Origin of the sequence: Streptomyces sp. NPDC035033, from assembly GCF_040636735.1 — a bacterium.
Lineage (GTDB): Bacteria > Actinomycetota > Actinomycetes > Streptomycetales > Streptomycetaceae > Streptomyces.
This window is the reverse complement of record NZ_JBEZUZ010000124.1, coordinates 1-17,828: the sequence shown is the minus strand read 5'-3', so window position 1 is coordinate 17,828 and position 17,828 is coordinate 1. Positions and strand designations below refer to the sequence as shown.

Here is a 17,828-nt window from a genome sequence, read left to right as displayed (position 1 = left end):
CCGCGCCCCGTACCTGCGAGAACGCCGGCGAGCGCGATCACCCCGGCCGGACGGCGGGGGACGGGTGCGCCCGCGCGCGCCGGCGGGGCCGGGCGCCCCCGTCGCACACCGGCGCCGGGGCCGAACCGGAACCGCTCCCGCCATCCGGTACGTATGGAGGTGAGAGCCCTTCCCGTCCACCCCCACGAACCGCTAGGACTGACCCGTGATCGCCTCGCCATCCCCCCTCGTACCCGTCCCGATCCCCGACCGCGTGGCCGCCCTCATCGGCTCCTGCCTGCCCGCGCACGTCCTCCAGGCGGAGATCGAGGCGGACTGCGCGGCGCGCGAGGTCTACCGCTTCCGCGGGCCGCTGTGCGCGGAGGACCGGGCCGACCGCGAGCACGCGCTGGCCGCCCTCGCCCGGGCCAACAAGATCCTGGCCAAGCACCACCCCAGCCTGCCCGTACGCCCCTGAGGACGTCGCCCGTTCGGCGGTGCCCCACGGGCAGCGGCACCGGCCCGGTGTGACGCTGCGAAGGTGACCACGACCAGCGACGCAGCCCCCGCGGCCCCGGCCGCGCCCGCACCGCCCGTCCTCGACGGCCGCCGCCGCAACATCGTGTTCGGCACGATCATGCTCGGCGTGCTCCTGGCCGCGCTCGACCAGACGATCGTGGGCACCGCCCTGCCCACGATCGTCGCGGACCTCGGGGGCGCCGCCCACATGTCGTGGGTCGTCACCTCCTACCTCCTCGCCGAGACCGTGGCGACGGTCCTGGTCGGCAAGTTCGGCGACCTCTTCGGCCGCAAGGTGGTCTTCCAGATCTCGGCGGTCGTCTTCATCACCGGCTCGTTTCTTTGCGGCCTCGCCACCAACATGACCCTGCTGATCGTCTGGCGCGGTCTCCAGGGCATCGGGGCCGGCGGCCTCATGGTCACCTCGATGGCGCTGATCGCCGATGTCATCCCGCTGCGCGAACGCGGCAAGTACCAGGGCGCGATCGGCGCCGTGTTCGGCGTCTCGACGGTCATCGGGCCGCTGCTCGGCGGCCTGTTCACCGACCACGCGAGCTGGCGCTGGGCCTTCTACGTCAACGTGCCGATCGCGATCCTGGTCGTCATCGCCGCCGCCCGGACGATCCCCTCGGTCCGCTCGGCGAGCCGTCCGGTGATCGACTACCTCGGCATCGCGCTGGTCGCGATCGGCTCCAGCGCCCTGATCCTGGCGACCAGTTGGGGCGGCAACGAGTACGCGTGGGGCTCCGGCGTCATCATCGGGCTCTTCGCCGGCGGCCTGATCGCCCTCGGCCTCTTCTGCTGGGCGGAGACCCGGGCCGCCGAACCCATGCTGCCCATGCGGCTGTTCCGCAACCCGGTCTTCACCGTCTGCTCGGTGCTCAGCTTCGTCGTCGGCTTCGCGATGCTCGGCGCGATGACCTTCCTGCCGACCTACCTCCAGTACGTGGACGGGGACTCGGCGACGGTCTCCGGCATCCGGACGCTGCCGATGGTCGTCGGCCTGCTCATCGCCTCGATCTACAGCGGCAACGTGGTCAGCAAGACCGGCCACTACCGGATCTTCCCCGTCGTCGGCTGCGCCGTCATGGGGATCGGGCTCTTCCTGCTCTCGCTGATGGACGAGTCCACCGGCGCCTGGCTGGAGTCGCTGTACATGTTCGTCCTCGGCCTCGGCATCGGCCTGTGCATGCAGGTCCTGACGATCGCCGTGCAGAACACCGTCGACTACGCCGACCTCGGCACCGCCACCTCCGGCGTCACCTTCTTCCGCACCCTGGGCAGCTCCTTCGGCACCGCCGTCTTCGGCACCATCTACGCCAACGCCCTGAAGCCCAACCTCACCACCGGGGTCGCCGAGGCGTCCGTCCTCGGCGGGCCGGTCGGCATCCCGCCGGAGACGGTCGCGAAGGCCGCGCAGAGCCCGGCCGGGGTCCACGCCCTGCCCGGCGGCGTCGCCGAACCGATCGTGCGGGCCTACGCCGACACCCTGCACACCGTCTTCCTGTGGACCGTGCCCGTCGCCGTCGTCGGCTTCGTCGTCGCCCTCTTCCTCAAGCAGGTGAAGCTGCGCGACTCGGTCCGGGAGGCCGCCCCCGACATGGGCGAGGGCTTCGCCTCCCCCACGACCAGCGGCGACTCCGCGAAACTGCTCGAACTCGCGGTGGGACGGCTGCTGCGCCGGATCGACATGGCCACCGCCCGCCGGATCGTCGCCGGCTCCGACACCCGCCTCGACACGGCCGGCGCCTGGGCGGTCATGCAGGTGGAGCTGTACACGCGGACGGTCGGGCACGCGAGCCTCGGGCTCATCGCGGCGGGCCGGCGGGTGCCGCCCGAGGTCGTCCTGCCCGTGTTCGACCGGATGGTCGACGAGGGCTTCCTCACCCGCGACGGCAACCTGCTCTCGCACACGCCGGCCGGCGCCCGCGAGGCCGAGCTCATCACCCGCACCTGGGGCGACTGGCTCGCCGACCGCCTGGAGGGGGAGGGCGACCGCCCCAGCGGCCCCGAACTCCGCGCCGCCGCCGACGCCATCGCCAAGAAGGCCGTGGCCGAGGACCTCTCCACCGGCCTCCCGGTGGGCCGCCGGGACGACCGGGCGGCGGTCGCCGCGCGCGGGTGAGGCCCCGGCCGAAAAGCGCTGGCCGGAACGGGGCCGGGGCACGAGGATCGGCCCATGAGCCTTCTCGTCCACACCTTCGTCGTCGACGCCGACGGAACCGAGCGCCTGCTGGAGGACCCGCCGCACGGCCGCGAGCTGGCGGGCTTCGAGCGGAGCCGCACCGCGCTGTGGGGATCCCCCGCGATGCGCGCCCTCGGCGCGCGGTTCTTCCCGCTCCTCGACGGCGACGACCTGCGCGTGCGGCCCGAGGAGCTCGGGGAGTTCCTGGCCGAGTGCGAGGCGGTCCGCCCGCACCTGGCCGCCCTCGCCGGCCACAGCGGCTACACGGTGGAGTACGTCACCGCCCGCTTCGGCAACATCGTCGCCGCCGCCCACCGCGCCCGGGAGGTGAACGGCGGGGTCCTCGTCTGGTAGGCGCCCGCGGGGCGGGTCAGTCGTCGGGGAAGTCGCCGTCGACGTACACCCAGGCGCCGTCGTGACGGGCGAAGCGGCTGCGCTCGTGCAGCGCGCCGGCCTCGCCGCCGTGCGCGTACCGGGCCCGGAAGGTCACGGTGCCGGTCTGGTGGAAAGCGGTGCCCCCGGTCGTGTCCAGGATCTCCAGGCCCGTCCAGCGCGTGCCGGGGTCGAGGTCGAGGGTGCGGGGACGGGTCTCGGGGGCCCAGGTGCGCAGCAGGTAGGCCGCGTCCCCGACGGCGAAGGCGCTGTAGCGGGAGCGCATCAGGAGTTCGGCGGTGGGCGCGGTGCCCGCCGTGCCGCCGTGGAAGCGGCCGCAGCAGGCGCCGTACGCGGCGTCGAGGCCGCAGGGGCAGGGCGTGTCGGCGGTGACGGCCGGGGCGGAGGTGCGGGGGCGGGTCTTGCGTCGGGACATGCCCTCATTCTCCCTCAGCCCCGCTGCCCGGGATGCGGACGGCGGCGTGGACGCCCGGTCCGGTCCGGGCCGTCCGGCGGGGGCGGCCGAGTAGCGTACGGGCCATGCGACTGACGATTCTCGGAGGCGGCGGGTTCCGGGTACCGCTGGTGTACGGCGCGCTGCTCGGTGACCACGCCGAGGGGCGGATCACCCGTGTCACCCTGCACGATCTCGACGCCGGCCGGCTGGCGGCCATCGCACGGGTCCTCGCCGAACAGGCCGAGGGGGTGCCGGACGCGCCCGCCGTCACGGCCACCACCGACCTCGACGAGGCGCTGCGCGGGGCGGACTTCGTCTTCTCGGCGATCCGGGTCGGCGGTCTGGAGGGCCGGGCGGCCGACGAGCGGGTGGCGCTGGCCGAGGGGGTCCTCGGCCAGGAGACCGTGGGCGCGGGCGGGATCGCGTACGGCCTGCGGACCGTGCCGGTCGCCGTCGCGATCGCCCGCCGGATCGCCGCGCTCGCCCCGGACGCGTGGGTCATCAACTTCACCAACCCGGCCGGGATGGTGACGGAGGCGATGTCCCGGGTGCTGGGCGACCGGGTCGTCGGCATCTGCGACTCCCCGGTGGGCCTCGGCCGCCGGGTCGCCCGGGTCCTCGGCGCGGACCCGGACCGGGTGTGGATCGACTACGCGGGCCTCAACCACCTGGGGTGGCTGCGCGGGCTGCGGGTGGACGGGCGGGACGAGCTGCCCCGGCTCCTCGCCGACGAGGCGCTGCTCGGCTCCTTCGAGGAGGGGAAGCTCTTCGGCGCCGAGTGGCTGCGGTCGCTGGGCGCGGTGCCCAACGAGTACCTGCACTACTACTACTTCAACCGGGAGGCGGTCGCCTCCTACCGGGGCGCGGAGAAGACCCGGGGCGCGTACCTCCTGGACCAGCAGGCCGGTTTCTACGCGGAGGCCGGCCGGCCGGAGGTGCGGGCCCTGGACGCCTGGCGGCGCACGCTGGCCGACCGCGAGGCGACCTACATGGCGCACAACCGGGAGGCGGCCGGCGCCGGCGACCGGGCGGAGGAGGACCTGGAGCCGGGCGGCTACGAGCGGGTGGCGCTGGCGCTGATGCGGGCGATCGCGCGCGGCGAGCGGGCCACGCTGATCCTGAACGTGCGCAACGGGTCGGCGCTGCCGGGCCTCGACGCGGACGCGGTGGTCGAGGTGCCCTGCCTGGTGGACGCGGGCGGCGCCCGCCCGGTGGCGGTGGACCCGCTGCCGCACCACGCCATGGGGCTGGTGTCGGCGGTGAAGGCGGTGGAGCGGGAGGTGCTGGCGGCGGCGGAGAGCGGCGCGCGGGCGACCGCGGTGAAGGCCTTCGCGCTGCACCCGCTGGTGGACTCGGTGGGCGTGGCCCGGCGGCTGCTCGACGGCTACGCGGCCGTGCACCCGGGGCTCGCGTACCTGCGGGCGTGAGACGGACGGGGGAAGGCCCGCGGGCCTTCCCCCGTGACGCGTGGACGGGTCAGGGCTTGCGGGCCACGGCGGCCCAGCCCGGGATCGGGTCGTCGCCCTGGACCGGCACCGGCTCGCCGAGCTCCGGGTGCCACTCGGCGGTAAGGGACACGCCGGGCTCGACGAGCTCCAGGCCGGCGAAGAACTCGGCCAGCTCGTCGCGCGAGCGGGGCCGCAGGGTCAGGCCGCGGGCCTTGTACATGCCGACGGCCTTCGCCGCGCCCTCGGGGTCGAAGTCCCCGGTGACGTGCGAGAGGACGAGGTAGCTGCCCGGGGCGAGCTGGTCGACGAGCTTGGCGACGATGTCGTGGGCGCCGTCCTCGTCGCCCAGGAAGTGGAGCAGGGCCAGCATCGACAGCGCGATGGGCCGGTCGAAGTCAAGGACCTTTCCGGCCCGTTCGAGGATGGTCTCGGGGTCGCGGGCGTCCGCCTGGATGTACTCGGTGGCCCCCTCGGGGGTCGAGCGCAGCAGCGCGGCCGCGTGCGCGAGCACGATCGGGTCGTTGTCGCAGTAGACGATCCGGGACTCCGGCGCGGCCTCCTGCGCGATCTGGTGCAGGTTGGGCTCGGTCGGGATCCCGGTGCCGATGTCCAGGTACTGGCGCACGCCGTGGGCGCTGAGCCAGCGGATGGCGCGGTGCATGAAGGCGCGGTTGACCCGGGCCATGTCGCGGCCCCGGGCGTCGACGGTGAGGAGCTGGCGGGCCATCTCCTCGTCGACGGGGTAGTTGTCCTTGCCGCCCAGGAACCAGTCGTACATCCGCGCGGGATGCGGCTTGCTGGTGTCGATCCGGATCTCGCTGCGGGCGGACGCGGGTTCCTGGGTCATCGTCGGCTCTCCTGGTCGGGACGAACGGGTGGCGCTGCTACAAGAGTTACGTGACGGTAGGGGTGGTGCGGAAGGGTCAGGTGAGCAGGAAATCGGCCTGACCGGATTTGGCCCCCGCGATGAACGCGGCGATCTCCCCGTGGGTGTAGATGAGGGCGGGTCCTTCAGGGTCTGCGGACTGTCGCACGGCGACCCTGCCGTCGGCCAGCTTCATGGCCTCCACGCAGTTGCCCCCGTTCCCGCCGCTCCAGGGCTTGTGCCATCCCTCGGCACCGAGCTCCGCGGCGGGCATGCCGTTGTATATGCGATCCATTCACAGCTCCTTGCGGAGGTCCCGGAGGACCTCCTTCGTGCGTTGTGCAGTCGCGGCCTGCGCCGCCATGCGGTCCATGACCTCCAGGTGGGACGCCACCTCGGGGCGCGCGTCGAGGTAGACGGCGCCGGTCAGGTACTCGCTGTAGACCATGTCCGGGAGTTCGGGCACGGCGAAGCGGAAGAGGACGAACGGACCGTACGTGCCGGGGTGGTGGCCGGACGCGAACTCCGCGATCTGCAGGGTGACGTTCGGCAGCTCGGAGACTTCGAGCAGCCGGTCGAGCTGGTCGCGCATCACCTCGGGCCCGTCGCCGACCGGCCGGCGGAACACCGTCTCGTCCATGATGACCCAGAACTTCGGGGCGTCCTCCCTGGTCAGCAGGGACTGGCGCTCCATCCGCAGGGCCACGTGCCGATCGATGTCCTCTTCCCGCGCGGCGTCACCGCCGCCGCCGACCGCCCCGCTGCGCAGAATGGCGCGGGCGTACTCCTCGGTCTGGAGCAGACCGGGGACGAACTGGGGTTCGTAGGCCCGGATGAGGCTCGCGGCCCCCTCCAGGCTGACGTACATGGAGAACCAGCCGGGCAGCACGTCGTGGAAGCGCTGCCACCAGCCGGGCAGGTTGGCCTCCTCGGCGAGGGCGAGGAACGCCTCCGCCTCGGGCCCGGTGACGCCGTACGCCTCCAGCAGCAGCTGGACGTACGGGATCTTCAGCGCGACCTCGGCGGTCTCCATGCGGCGGACCGTGGCCGGGGCGACGTGGAGGACCTTGGCGGCCTCCTCGCGCTTGAGGCCCGCCCGCTCGCGCAGATCCTGCAGACGCTTGCCGAGGACGACCTGTCCCACCGTGGGGGCGGACCGCGGCTCGCTCACTCTCAGACCTCCCCGACGCGCTGTTTCGACGAGTGTGCCACGAAGCCCGGCCAGAGAGAACACGGCACTCTGCAATTTTCAGAGTGCCACTTGCCAAGTGTCCGAGTCAGGAGGACAGTGTTCCGGTGAACCAGTACGGACTGCCGCCGGTCCGCCCACGAAGCCCGGTGACAGCGACGTACGGCAGTCCTGCCCACTGTTGTGAGGAACCGGTCGTGGCTTCTGGTAACGCGCAGCCCTCAGGTCTCATGAGCCCCCGAGTCATGACCCAGCGCCCCCAGCACCGCCACGATCCCCTGGGCCACGGCCCGCACCCTCACGCCCCGCTGCCCCGCGGCCCCCTGCACCACGACCCCCGCCACCGCTTCGCCTTCGAGCTGCCCGCCCGCACCGAGTCGGTGGGCCGCGCCCGCCGCCTCACCGAGGAACGGCTGATCCTCTGGGGCTGCGGACCCGAGATACGCGACACGGCCGCGCTGGTCGTCTCCGAGCTGGTCACCAACGCGGTGCTGCACACCGCGAGCGGCCGGATCGTCTGCGAACTCCGCGAGGGCGCCACCGCCCTCCGGATCGCCGTCCGCGACGAGGGCGGCCCCGCCGGCCCCCGGATCCGCGACTGCGGCGCGGAGGAACGCGGCCGCGGCCTCCTCATCGTCGACGCGCTGTGCGCGGCCTGGGGCGCCGAGCGCACCGGCCACGGCACCGCCCAGACCGTCTGGGCGGAGCTCGCCCACGGCCTGGGGGAACCGTGCTGAAGTCCATGGCGACCCTGCTCGTCCCGCGCGCCCGCAGGTCCCCCGAGAACGGCCCCGGCCGCGCCCCCGCCGTCACCGCCACCCGCCTCGCGGTCCCGGCCGGCCTGTCCGCCGGACTCGGCTGCGACGCCGTGGGCGTCCCCGCCCGCTTCGGCTTCAAGATCCTCTCCCGGCTCCCCGCCAAGGGCTGCGTGTACGCCGACGCCGACTGGTGGTGGTGGCTCGTCCCGGCCGGCTCCGACCTCGACCTGGTCTGGCCGCTGCCCGCCTGTTACGCCCCCGGCGCCGAGATCCCCGACCGCGGCCCGCGCCTGATCCACCACCCGGACGGCACCTCGCCCTACACCCCGCCGATCCCCCTCTACCTGCTCGCCTGCCAGCTCACCGGGATCGCCCCGGCGTGGCCGGCGCCGCAGGTGCGCAGCGCCCTGTGACGCTCCGGGCCCCCGGCTGCGTAGAGTCGGCCCCATGTTCACCCCGCAGGGCCCGACCCTCCGCGAACTGACAAGGCAGGCGCTCTCCTCGGTCGAGCACGGCTACGACCTCCTCGCGCCCAAGTTCGACGCCACCCCGTTCCGCACCCCGGACCGGATCCTCGCGGCGGTGACCCGCGCCCTGGAGGAACTGGGCCCCTTCGCGTCGGGCCTGGACGTCTGCTGCGGCACCGGCGCCGGCCTCCCCGTCCTCCGCGCGGTCTGCTCGGGCCGCGTCACCGGCGTCGACCTCAGTACGAACATGCTGGCCGAGGCCCGCCGCCGGCACCCCGCCGCGACCCTGGTCCGCGCCGACGCCCTGGCCCTCCCCTTCGCCCCGGCCTTCGACCTGGCCGTCAGCTTCGGCGCCTTCGGCCACTTCCTCCCGGCCGCCCAGCGCACCCTCTTCGCCCAGATCCACGCCTCCCTCCGCCCCGGCGGCCTCCTCGCCTTCCCGCTCCCGGCCCCGCCCCCGGTCGGCTCCCGCGCCTACTGGACCCTCTGGGCCTTCGACGCGGCGATGCGCCTGCGCAACGCGGTCCTGCGCCCGCCGTTCGTCATGTACTACCGCACCTTCCGCCTCGCCGACGTCCGCGCCCGCCTGGAGGAGACCGGCTTCACCGTCACCCACCAGCCCCTGACCGCCTTCGGCACCCGCCCGGACGGCAGCCCGAACTGCCGGCTGGTGGTGGCGCGGAAGGGCTAGCCCTCCGGGCCGTCCGTCCCGCACGTGACGCGCGCGGAGTCCGCCGGGGCGACGCGCAGCCGCTCCAGCGGGATCTTCAGGGCCGCCTTCTCCCCGGCGTCCCAGACCACCACCACGCCGCCGGAGTCGCCGAGCTTGAGATAGGGCCGCGCCGGGTCCAGGACGCCGCCGTCCACCGGGACGTCCGCCGGTTCGCCGACCGGGGCGAGGCACACCCACTCGGGCTCGATCCCGTAGTAGCTCGCGGGGGTGCGGCCCGCGCCGGCGGCGGCGACCGCCCGCTCGCCGGCCCGGGCCGCCGCCAGCAGGCCGGCCCCGAGGAAGCCCGTGACCACCAGCACGATGCTCACCACGAGCACCACGGAGTTGCCGAACAGGCGGTCCCTGACGTGCCAGTGGAAGTGCTTCATGTAGCCCAGCAGGCCGGGAGCCAGGAACCACAGGCTGAGGCAGAGGGTCAGCTTGGCCATCGCCAGGAACTGATGGGCCCTCGGAATCTCCACGTCCTCCAGGTCGACGCCGAAGGCGTCCAGGTACATGACGTGCACGGCCGTGCCCACACCGGGCAGCAGGCCGAAGCCGAGCGGGATCAGGGCGGGCAGCAGCCAGGGGGCCACCCGCTGCCAGCTCCACTGCCGCACCAGCAGCCGCAGGCCGTTCACCACGACCGCCACCAGCAGCAGGACCAGGATGGCGGGGGCCCCGATCCCCGGGTCCGGCGCCTTCCACGCGGTGAAGGCGCCCAGCCCGGCGGCGAACACCACGAGCACGGCGCCGACGGCGGCCGAGCCGGTGTCGGCACCCGGGGCGGGCGCCCGCGCGGGGCCGGGGGCGCCGCGCGGGGAGCGGCCCAGGACGAACGCCGCCCCCGCGGCGGCCGCCGCGAGCAGCACCGTGCTCGCCCACGACCAGCGGCCCTGGACGAGCCGGACGTCCATGAGGCGCGCGCCCAGCACGAAGCCCAGGAGCGCGAAAGCGAGGAGACGGGTCAGCAGGCGCGCCGACTCACGGCGGTCGCCCGTGCCGGACGCCGGGGTGGGCGCGGCGCCCAGGGAGCGGCGCACCGCCACCTCGCCCCGCTGCGCGGGCGTGCCGGGCAGCGGCCGGGCGGCCAGCCACCGGGCGGCCTGCGGGGTCGCCGCCGTGACCAGCCGGCCCGTGTCCCGGGTGCCGGCCCGCTCGGCGCACCAGAGCGCGAACCGGCCGCGCGCCCGGGCCGCCGGGCCCGTCCCCGCGGGGGCCTCGGGGCGCTCGTAGACATACCACCTCGGCAGCTCCCTGGGGGCGCGGGCGACGCCTTCCACGGCCGGCACCTGGAGGTCGAGGCCGAGTTCGTCGCCGATCAGCTCGATGCGCTGCCGGGCGCCCGCCGTGGCGTTGAACCGGCTGCCGGGGAAGCGGGCCTCGATCAGGTAGCGGACGCGGCGCTCGGCGAAACCGGCCGGCTCCCTGCCCTGCCGCTCCAGGACCGGCCAGCCCCGCGCGGCCAGCGCCTCCTCGAACAGTTCGTGCTCGTGCCGCAGCCCGCGGAGCTCCACGAGTGCCGTGGCCCGCTGGTCGAACCTGGACGCGCGCGACATCAGCCGCTCCCCTCCCCCGAAGCGCGGACAGACGAGCAGGCCGGTCGATACGAGATCGACCGGCCTGCTTCGCGGTGTCCGAGGGGGGACTTGAACCCCCACGCCCGATAAAGGGCACTAGCACCTCAAGCTAGCGCGTCTGCCATTCCGCCACCCGGACAGGGTGTGTGTCGTTCCCGGGGGTGTTCCCCGCGGCGACATGGATAACTCTACCAGGGGTTCGCGGGCGCTTTCACCGGCGTTTTCCGTGGTCAGTCGCGGGGTGGCGGGAGGGAGCGGTCCCGTGCGCCGGTGGACCCCGGGTCGTGACCGGGCGCACGGGGACCGCCCATCCCCGGGGATGCCGCCGTGGCGGCCGGGAGCGAGGCGCCCCCCGACGCCTGCTCCGGGGACCAGGGTGGCCCCGGGGGGTTGGTCCAGGCCAGCCCGTGTCCGGAATACGTCAGGTCAGCGGACGGCGGTGAGGCGGGCGGAGACGACGACGTTGCCGGTGTAGCCGGTGGCGGGGGCGTAGGGGCCGCCGCAGGTGATCACGCGGAGTTCGGGGGCGCCGGTGGAGGCGTAGACGCGGTCGGCGGGGAAGGCGTCCTTGGGGACGAGTTCGACGCCGTGGACGGTGAAGACGGCGGTGCGGCCGTCGGCGCGGGGGATCTCGACGGTGCGGCCCCGGGTGAGGGCGCCGAGGGAGTGGAAGACGGCCGGGCCGGCCGGGGTGTCGACGTGGCCGGTGACGACGGCGGTGCCGGGTTCGCCGGGGGTGACCGCGCCCGCGTACCAGCCGGCCCGGCCGGGGTGCTCCGGCGGCGGGGCCTCCAGCCAGCCGTCCGCGTCCAGGCCGACCCGGGTGAGGGGGGCGTCGACGCCGATCGAGGGGATCGTGACGGCGAGCGGGGCGGCGGCGGGGAGGCCCGGCCGGCCCGGGGGCGGGGGCGCCGCCGGGGCCGGGGCGTCGGCGGCGAGGGGCGGCGGCGGGCCGGTGGCGGTGAGCTGCTGCGTACCGCCGCGGACGAGGTGGACGCCGACGAGGAGGAGGACCGCGACGACGCCCCAGGCACCGCGCCGGCCGTACGCGCTGTCCACCGCCGCGGTCCCTCCTCGTCTCGGGGTGTGCTGGTCGCCCCTCCGCCCCGGACCTCGTCACACCGGGGCGGAGGGGCCGTCTCAGGGGCGGCCGCCCGCGGAGCCGCGGCGGCGGGTGAGGGCGACGGCGGCGCCGAGCGCGCCGGCGATGAGGACGGCGCCGGTGGCGAGTTCAGCGGCGCCGAGGGCGTCGGAGCCGGTGGAGGCGCCGAAGCCCGCCTTGACGCCCTTGTGCGGGGCGACCCGGGCGTCGGGGGTGTCGGGCACGACCGGGGTGACGGGGGCGGGCGGGGCGGTGTCGCCGGTGACGGTCAGGGTGGTGGTGCCGCGCTCGCCCTTGCAGTCGAAGGCGATCTCGTACTCGGCGCCGGCCTTGGCGTCGACGTCGACGGTCGCGGTGCCGGGACGGCCCTCGGTGAGGGTCACCGTGTCGAAGATCCCCGAGGTGACGGTCACCGACGGCACCTCGCAGCCCTCGGTGGTCAGGGTCACCGTGCCGCCGGGGGCGACGGTGCGGGGCGTGACGGAGAAGCCGAAGGAGGTGACGTTCCGGCCGGTGCCCTCGTCGGCGGGGGCGGCGGGGGCGGACAGGGCCACGGCCGCGGCGGCGAGCAGGGCGGCGGAAGCGGTACGTATCGCGCGCATGCGGTCCTCCGGTTCGCGGCGGGGCGCGGGCGCGGAGCCGCTCCGCGTCCGGGTCCGGCGCCGTCGGCGCCGGTGTCCCGCCGCGATCGAAGCTAGGGGCGCCCGGGGGGCGCCGCCACCGGGCCTCCCCGGCGCTCCGCCGAACGGGGCACGCGCCCCGGCATTCAGGGGATCCGGCCCGCGCGGGCCCCGGCGGTCCCGGGCGTCAGGGGATCCGGACGACCTGGCCGGCGTAGGAGAGGTTGCCGCCGAAGCCGAAGAGGAGGACGGGGGCGCCGGAGGGGAGCTCGCCGCGCTCGACGAGCTTGGCGAGGGCGAGCGGGACGGAGGCGGCGGAGGTGTTGCCGGAGTCGACGACGTCGCGGGCGACGACCGCGTTGACGGCGCCGATCTTCGCGGCGAGGGGCTCGATGATCCGCAGGTTGGCCTGGTGGAGGACGACACCGGCCAGGTCCTCGGGGGCGATGCCGGAGCGGGCGCAGGTCTCGCGGGCGAGGGCGGGCAGCTTCTGGGTGGCCCAGCGGTAGACGCTCTGGCCCTCCTGGGCGAAGCGGGGCGGGGTGCCCTCGATGCGGACGGCGTTGCCCATCTCCGGGACCGAGCCCCACAGGACCGGGCCGATGGCGCCGGTGTCGGTCTCGGTGGCCTCGACGATCGCGGCGCCGGCGCCGTCGCCGGTGAGGACGCAGGTGGTGCGGTCGGTCCAGTCGGTGATCTCGGTCATCTTGTCGGCGCCGATGACGAGGGCGCGGCGGGCGGCCCCGGCCCGGACCGCGTGGTCGGCGGTGGCGAGCGCGTGGGTGAAGCCGGCGCAGACCACGTTGAGGTCGAGGGTGGCGGGCGAGCCCATGCCGAGGCGGGCGGCGACCCGGGCGGCGGTGTTGGGCGAGCGGTCGATCGCGGTGGAGGTGGCGACGATGACGTAGTCGACGTCGCCGGGGGCGAGCCCCGCGGCGGCGAGCGCCTTGCCCGCGGCGTGCGCGGCGAGCTCGTCGACGGGCTCCTCGGGGCCGGCGACGTGGCGGGTGCGGATGCCGACCCGGCTGAGGATCCATTCGTCGCTCGTGTCGACCAGCTCGGCCAGCTCGTGGTTGGTCAGGACCTTGGCGGGCTGGTAGTGCCCGAGCGCGGCGATGCGAGTGCCCGTCATCCCGGGACCCCCTCGATGGTTCGTTCAGCGGCAGGAACCACCCAGTGTTGCCAGCGACTCATGGGTAACCGGTGACGTAAACCACCAAGATTCCCCCGGGCCGCCTGTCCGACCGCGACAAGGGGTCAGGCGCCGCACCGGATCGGGCCGGGGGCCCGGGGGTGACGGAGAATGGCACGGTCAGGGGCAGGAACACCGAACGAATCGAAGGCGGCGGCGATGGGACGGGTCACCGAGCGACGGCGAGTCACGCGGATCCGCGGCGGCGCGGTGAGCGCGCGGCCGGACACGCTGGTGGCGGAGGAGCCGATGGAGATCCGGCTGAACGGGCGGCCGATCGCGATCACCATGCGGACCCCGGGCGACGACTTCGCGCTGGCCACCGGCTTCCTGGTGAGCGAGGGCGTACTGGCGCGCGCCGAGGACGTGCGGACCGTCGTGTACTGCGCGGGCGCCACCGAGGACGGGGCGAACACGTACAACGTGGTGGACGTGAAGCTCGCGCCCGGGGTCGCCGTCCCCGACATCACGCTGGAGCGGAACGTCTACACGACCTCCTCGTGCGGGCTGTGCGGCAAGGCGAGCCTGGACGCGGTGCGGACGACGGCCCGCTTCCCGATCGCCGACGCTCCCCCGGTACGGGTCTCCCCCGCGCTGCTCTCGGAGCTGCCGGACCGGCTGCGGGCGGCGCAGAAGGTCTTCGCCACGACGGGCGGGCTGCACGCGGCGGCGCTCTTCTCGGAGGACGGCGAGCTGCTCGACGTGCGGGAGGACGTCGGCCGGCACAACGCGGTGGACAAGCTGGTCGGGCGGGCGCTGCGGGAGGACCTGCTGCCGCTGGACCGGGCGGTGCTGCTGGTGTCGGGGCGGGCCTCGTTCGAGCTGGCGCAGAAGGCGGTGATGGCGGGGATCCCGGTGCTCGCCGCGGTGTCCGCGCCGTCCTCGCTGGCGGTCGACCTGGCGGCGGAGGCGGGGCTGACGCTGGTCGGCTTCCTGCGCGGACGGGACATGAACGTGTACGCGGGCGAGCACCGGATCGCGTTCTGAACCGGGCCCGGGGGGCTCAGTTCTTCGGCGGGTCGATCATCTGGAGGGCGAGGGTCTCCGGGGGCGGGGCCAGGCCGGGTCCGCCCGCCTCGGTCCAGGCGAGGATGTCGTCGAGGCAGTCGTCGTCGAGGGCGTAGCCGATCCAGGCGGCCCGGCCGCCGCGCCGGCGGCCCTCGGTGGAGGGCTGGACGACGACGACGTTCGCCCGCTCGCACACGCCGAGGCAGTCGCTGGTGCGGACGGAGAGCCGGCCGCCGGAGGCCGCGGCGGCGGCGCGGAGCCGGTCGAGCTGGCCGGCGTGGTCGGTGCCGGGGGTCTTGCGGGGGTCTCCGCAGCAGCAGCCCCGGCAGACGACGAGGGAGCAGGGGCGGGCCCCGTACCGTATCGGGACGCGGGCCGCGCCGGCGCGGCCGGGATCGAGTGAGGGCATGGGAGCACCGTAGCGGGCCGGGCGGTCACCCCGCGGGGACGGCCGGGGCGGCGGGGGCGGGGGCGGTCTCCTCCGGGTCGCGGGCGCGGCGCCGGGCGAGGACCGCGCAGACCATGAGCTGCATCTGGTGGAAGAGCATCAGGGGCAGGACGGCGAGGGAGGCGTGGGCGCCGAAGAGGACGCTCGCCATGGGCAGCCCGGCGGCGAGGCTCTTCTTGGAGCCGGCGAACTGGACGGCGATCCGGTCGGCCCGGCCGAAGCCGAGCCTCCCGGCCCCGTACCAGGTCAGGGCCAGCATCAGGGCGAGGAGGACGGCCTCGGCGGCGAGCAGCAGGGCGAGCCGGCCGGGGGTCACCAGGTGCCAGATCCCGGCGACCACGCCCTGGCTGAAGGCGGTGTAGACGACGAGGAGGATCGAGCCCCGGTCGACGCGGCCGAGGACCCTCTTGTGGCGGGCCAGGAACCCTCCGACCCGGCGGCGCAGCGCCTGCCCGGCGAGGAAGGGCACCAGGAGCTGGAGCACGATCCCGAGCAGGGCGTCGGCGGAGGGGCCGCCGGTGCTGCCGCCGAGCAGGGCGGCGGCGAGCAGCGGGGTCAGCACGATGCCCGCGAGCGAGGAGAAGGAGCCCGCGCAGATCGCGGCGGGGACGTTGCCCCGGGCGATCGAGGTGAAGGCGATCGACGACTGGACGGTGGACGGGACGAGGCAGAGGAAGAGGAAGCCGCCGTACAGCTGCGGGGTGAGGACGGTCGGGACGAGGCCGCGGGCGGCGAGGCCGAGCAGCGGGAAGACGAGGAAGGTGCAGCCGAGGACGGTGAGGTGGAGCCGCCAGTGCCGCAGGCCGTCGAGCGCCTCGCGGGGGGAGAGCCGGGCGCCGTAGAGGAAGAAGAGGAGCGCGACGGCGCCCGTGGCGGCGGACCCGGCGACGGTGGCGGCGGCGCCGGAGGCCGGCAGCAGGGCGGCGAGGCCGACGGTGCCGAGGAGGGCGAGGACGTAGCCGTCGACCGGCAGCCAGGACGGCAGGAGGGGGCGTCGGGTCATGGCTCCGCTCGGGGACGTCGGGTCGGGCGCCGGGCGGGGACGCCCGGGGTCGTACGCCTTCCCATCCTGGTCCACGGGACGGTCATCGGGAATCCCGCACAGCGCACTGACTGTCATCATGGTCTGCGATAACGTCGGAGGCGTGTACGAACCCGTCCAGCTGCGCACCTTCCTCGCCGTCGCCCAGACGCTGAGCTTCACCCGGGCCGCCCGGCGGCTCGGGGTGCGCCAGTCGACCGTCAGCCAGCACGTGCGGCGCCTGGAGGAGGCGACCGGGCGGCCGCTCTTCGCCCGGGACACCCACAGCGTGGAGCTGACCGAGGACGGGCAGGCGATGCTCGGCTTCGCGCGGACGATCCTCCAGGCGCACGAGCGGGCGGCGGCCTTCTTCACCGGGACGCGGCTGCGCGGGCGGCTGCGGTTCGGGGCCTCGGAGGACTTCGTGGCGACCCGGCTGCCGGAGATCCTGGAGTCCTTCCGGCGCGCCCACCCCGAGGTGGACCTGGAGCTGACGGTGGGCCTGTCGGGGACGCTCCAGGCGCGGCTCGCGGCGGGCCGGCTCGATCTGATCCTGGCCAAGCGGGGCGCCGGGGCGGGCGACGACGGCGGGGTGCCGGTGTGGAGCGACGCGCTGGTGTGGATCGGGGCGCCGGGGCTGCGGCTCGACCCGGACCGGCCGGTGCCGCTGATCGTCTACCCGCCGCCGGGCATCACCCGCGCCCGGGCGCTGGCGGCCCTGGAGGCGGAGGGCCGGGCCTGGCGGATCGCGTGCACGAGTTCCAGCCTGAGCGCCAATGTGGCGGCGGCCCGCGCGGGGCTCGGCGTGATGGCCCACACCCGCGGCCTGATGCCGCCCGGCCTCGTGCCCGTACCGGCCCGGCAGGGGCTGCCGGAGCTGGGCGGGGTGGACTTCGTGCTGCGCAAGGGGCGGCGGGGCGGGACGACGCAGGAGGCGGCGGACGCGCTGGCGGAGGCGATCCTGGAGGGCGGCGACGGGCTCCGGCGACCGGGCTGAGGGGCGACGGGACGGGGCCGGGGCCGGACGGCCGGGAGCGGGCGGGCCGAGGGCGGGCGAAGTCGAGGGCGGGCGGGCCCGGGCCGGACGGGTTGAGAGCGAGCCGGGCCGAGGACGGGTGGGACCGAGGCCGAACGGGCCGAGAGCGGGAAGGGCCGAGGGCAGGCGGGGCCGCCGGTGCCGTCCGCCGGTTGTCGGCCGGGCGCGGTGGGGGGCGGGGGCGGTACGGATTCGGTGGAGACTTCGGGCGGGCCGGACCTACCGGACGGTACGCAACGGCCCCCGTCCCGCCGCCACTTGCCCCTCACCTGTCCTGACCTGTGCGAACGGGGAATGTCGCGGCTTGGTGAAGGTCCTGCCGCCACCGCTCCGGGTGGGGTACGGTCACGGCGCCGCAGCCGTCACAGCGGCCCCTTTCAGCCACCGAGCCGTCGAGGGAGGAGCAGGTCCGTGCGCGAGTTCACCGTGCCGCCCGTGGAGGCGGCCCCGCTCGGCGGCGGGCTTGCGGACGCCGTCTTCACCCGCGCCGCCGACACCCCCGGCGCGGTCGCCCTCGCCCGGCGGACGGCGGACGGCTCCTGGGAGGACGTGACCTGCGCGCGGTTCCGGGACGAGGTGCTGGCCCTCGCGAAGGGGCTGGTGGCGCACGGGGTCCGGTTCGGCGACCGGGTCGCGATCATGTCCCGTACCCGCTACGAGTGGACGCTCTTCGACTTCGCGCTGTGGACGCTCGGCGCCCAGCCCGTGCCGGTCTACCCGACCTCCTCCGCCGACCAGGTCCACTGGATGCTGCACGACGCCGAGGTGACCGCCGTCGTGGTGGAGCACGAGGACCACGCCATGACCATCGGGTCCGTGGTGGACCGGCTGCCCCGGCTGACGCGGCTGTGGCAGCTCGACCCCGGCGAG

The 17,828-nt window shown here is 75.1% G+C and carries 20 protein-coding genes and 1 tRNA gene; 10 read left to right on the top strand and 11 right to left on the bottom strand.

Translation table 11 applies throughout. The features are described from left to right. The first annotated feature begins 205 nt into the window (after positions 1-205). The 3 genes from AB0E83_RS32220 (at position 206) to AB0E83_RS32210 (ending at position 3,037) form a co-directional block, all read left to right on the top strand. A complete protein-coding gene (locus tag AB0E83_RS32220) occupies positions 206-457 on the top strand; it encodes a hypothetical protein (protein WP_030751780.1) in 252 nt (83 codons plus the stop codon). A 63-nt stretch (positions 458-520) separates the two neighbouring features. Further along, positions 521-2,623, top strand: coding sequence for an MDR family MFS transporter (locus tag AB0E83_RS32215; protein ID WP_362119812.1), 2,103 nt, complete (start codon positions 521-523; stop codon positions 2,621-2,623). 54 nt (positions 2,624-2,677) lie between these two features. Continuing rightward, positions 2,678-3,037 carry a hypothetical protein gene (locus AB0E83_RS32210; RefSeq protein ID WP_362119810.1) on the top strand — a complete coding sequence of 120 codons (360 nt, stop codon included), beginning with the start codon at positions 2,678-2,680 and terminating at the stop codon, positions 3,035-3,037. Between the two features lie 16 nt (positions 3,038-3,053). Here the strand turns inward: AB0E83_RS32210 and AB0E83_RS32205 are convergent, their stop codons facing one another. Continuing rightward, entirely contained in the window at positions 3,054-3,491 is a 438-nt protein-coding gene (locus AB0E83_RS32205) for a YchJ family protein (protein WP_362119808.1), read from the bottom strand. A gap of 104 nt (positions 3,492-3,595) precedes the next feature. On the opposite strand from AB0E83_RS32205, the gene AB0E83_RS32200 reads away from it, so the two are divergent. Continuing rightward, positions 3,596-4,939, top strand: a complete 1,344-nt coding sequence (locus AB0E83_RS32200) for a 6-phospho-beta-glucosidase (protein WP_362119806.1) — start codon at positions 3,596-3,598, stop codon at positions 4,937-4,939. A gap of 49 nt (positions 4,940-4,988) precedes the next feature. On the opposite strand, the gene AB0E83_RS32195 is transcribed toward AB0E83_RS32200, so the two are convergent. The 3 genes from AB0E83_RS32195 to AB0E83_RS32185 form a co-directional block, all read right to left on the bottom strand. Next, positions 4,989-5,807: an SAM-dependent methyltransferase gene (locus AB0E83_RS32195; RefSeq protein WP_362119805.1), complete on the bottom strand. Its 819-nt coding sequence runs from the start codon at positions 5,805-5,807 to the stop codon at positions 4,989-4,991. Between the two features lie 76 nt (positions 5,808-5,883). Then, on the bottom strand, positions 5,884-6,120 hold the full coding sequence (locus AB0E83_RS32190; protein WP_030495614.1) for a DUF397 domain-containing protein: 237 nt from the start codon (positions 6,118-6,120) through the stop codon (positions 5,884-5,886). Then, positions 6,121-6,996, bottom strand: coding sequence for a helix-turn-helix transcriptional regulator (locus AB0E83_RS32185; protein ID WP_362119803.1), 876 nt, complete (start codon positions 6,994-6,996; stop codon positions 6,121-6,123). It lies immediately after the preceding gene. Between the two features lie 263 nt (positions 6,997-7,259). Here AB0E83_RS32185 and AB0E83_RS32180 point away from each other — a divergent pair, with 263 nt between their 5' ends. The 3 genes from AB0E83_RS32180 to AB0E83_RS32170 are packed head-to-tail and all read left to right on the top strand — an operon-like array spanning position 7,260 to position 8,930. Next, complete coding sequence (locus AB0E83_RS32180; protein WP_362119801.1) at positions 7,260-7,751, top strand: ATP-binding protein; 492 nt, start codon at positions 7,260-7,262, stop codon at positions 7,749-7,751. Next, on the top strand, positions 7,745-8,185 hold the full coding sequence (locus AB0E83_RS32175; RefSeq protein ID WP_362119799.1) for a hypothetical protein: 441 nt from the start codon (positions 7,745-7,747) through the stop codon (positions 8,183-8,185). The genes AB0E83_RS32180 and AB0E83_RS32175 overlap by 7 nt, the downstream gene beginning before the upstream one ends. A gap of 34 nt (positions 8,186-8,219) precedes the next feature. Beyond that, positions 8,220-8,930 (top strand): class I SAM-dependent methyltransferase, encoded by a 711-nt coding sequence (locus AB0E83_RS32170; RefSeq protein WP_362119797.1) that lies wholly within the window; start codon positions 8,220-8,222, stop codon positions 8,928-8,930. Here the strand turns inward: AB0E83_RS32170 and AB0E83_RS32165 are convergent. From AB0E83_RS32165 to AB0E83_RS32145, 5 genes are all read right to left on the bottom strand, one after another. After that, complete coding sequence (locus AB0E83_RS32165) at positions 8,927-10,510, bottom strand: hypothetical protein (protein ID WP_362119795.1); 1,584 nt, start codon at positions 10,508-10,510, stop codon at positions 8,927-8,929. The genes AB0E83_RS32170 and AB0E83_RS32165 overlap by 4 nt on opposite strands. A 75-nt stretch (positions 10,511-10,585) precedes the next feature. After that, positions 10,586-10,670, bottom strand: a tRNA-Leu gene (locus AB0E83_RS32160). Positions 10,671-10,957: 287 nt separating this feature from the next. Next, positions 10,958-11,590, bottom strand: coding sequence for a class F sortase (locus tag AB0E83_RS32155; RefSeq protein WP_362119793.1), 633 nt, complete (start codon positions 11,588-11,590; stop codon positions 10,958-10,960). Between the two features lie 81 nt (positions 11,591-11,671). Beyond that, positions 11,672-12,235, bottom strand: coding sequence for a hypothetical protein (locus tag AB0E83_RS32150; RefSeq protein ID WP_362119791.1), 564 nt, complete (start codon positions 12,233-12,235; stop codon positions 11,672-11,674). A 205-nt stretch (positions 12,236-12,440) separates the two neighbouring features. Next, positions 12,441-13,385, bottom strand: a complete 945-nt coding sequence (locus tag AB0E83_RS32145; protein ID WP_362119789.1) for a beta-ketoacyl-ACP synthase III — start codon at positions 13,383-13,385, stop codon at positions 12,441-12,443. Positions 13,386-13,604: 219 nt separating this feature from the next. On the opposite strand from AB0E83_RS32145, the gene fdhD reads away from it, so the two are divergent. Beyond that, a complete protein-coding gene (gene fdhD, locus AB0E83_RS32140; RefSeq protein ID WP_362119787.1) occupies positions 13,605-14,432 on the top strand; it encodes a formate dehydrogenase accessory sulfurtransferase FdhD in 828 nt (275 codons plus the stop codon). A gap of 16 nt (positions 14,433-14,448) precedes the next feature. On the opposite strand, the gene AB0E83_RS32135 is transcribed toward fdhD, so the two are convergent. Next, positions 14,449-14,862 carry a (2Fe-2S) ferredoxin domain-containing protein gene (locus AB0E83_RS32135; RefSeq protein ID WP_362119785.1) on the bottom strand — a complete coding sequence of 138 codons (414 nt, stop codon included), beginning with the start codon at positions 14,860-14,862 and terminating at the stop codon, positions 14,449-14,451. 25 nt (positions 14,863-14,887) lie between these two features. Next, the gene (locus tag AB0E83_RS32130) at positions 14,888-15,904 is read right to left on the bottom strand and encodes a bile acid:sodium symporter family protein (protein WP_362119783.1); all 1,017 of its coding nucleotides are present in this window, start codon (positions 15,902-15,904) and stop codon (positions 14,888-14,890) included. 118 nt (positions 15,905-16,022) lie between these two features. On the opposite strand from AB0E83_RS32130, the gene AB0E83_RS32125 reads away from it, so the two are divergent. Together AB0E83_RS32125 and AB0E83_RS32120 are read left to right on the top strand one after the other, a co-directional pair. Beyond that, complete coding sequence (locus AB0E83_RS32125; RefSeq protein ID WP_362119782.1) at positions 16,023-16,919, top strand: LysR substrate-binding domain-containing protein; 897 nt, start codon at positions 16,023-16,025, stop codon at positions 16,917-16,919. 450 nt (positions 16,920-17,369) lie between these two features. After that, positions 17,370-17,828: AMP-binding protein (locus AB0E83_RS32120; RefSeq protein WP_362119780.1), on the top strand; the 459-nt coding region annotated here is incomplete at its 3' end.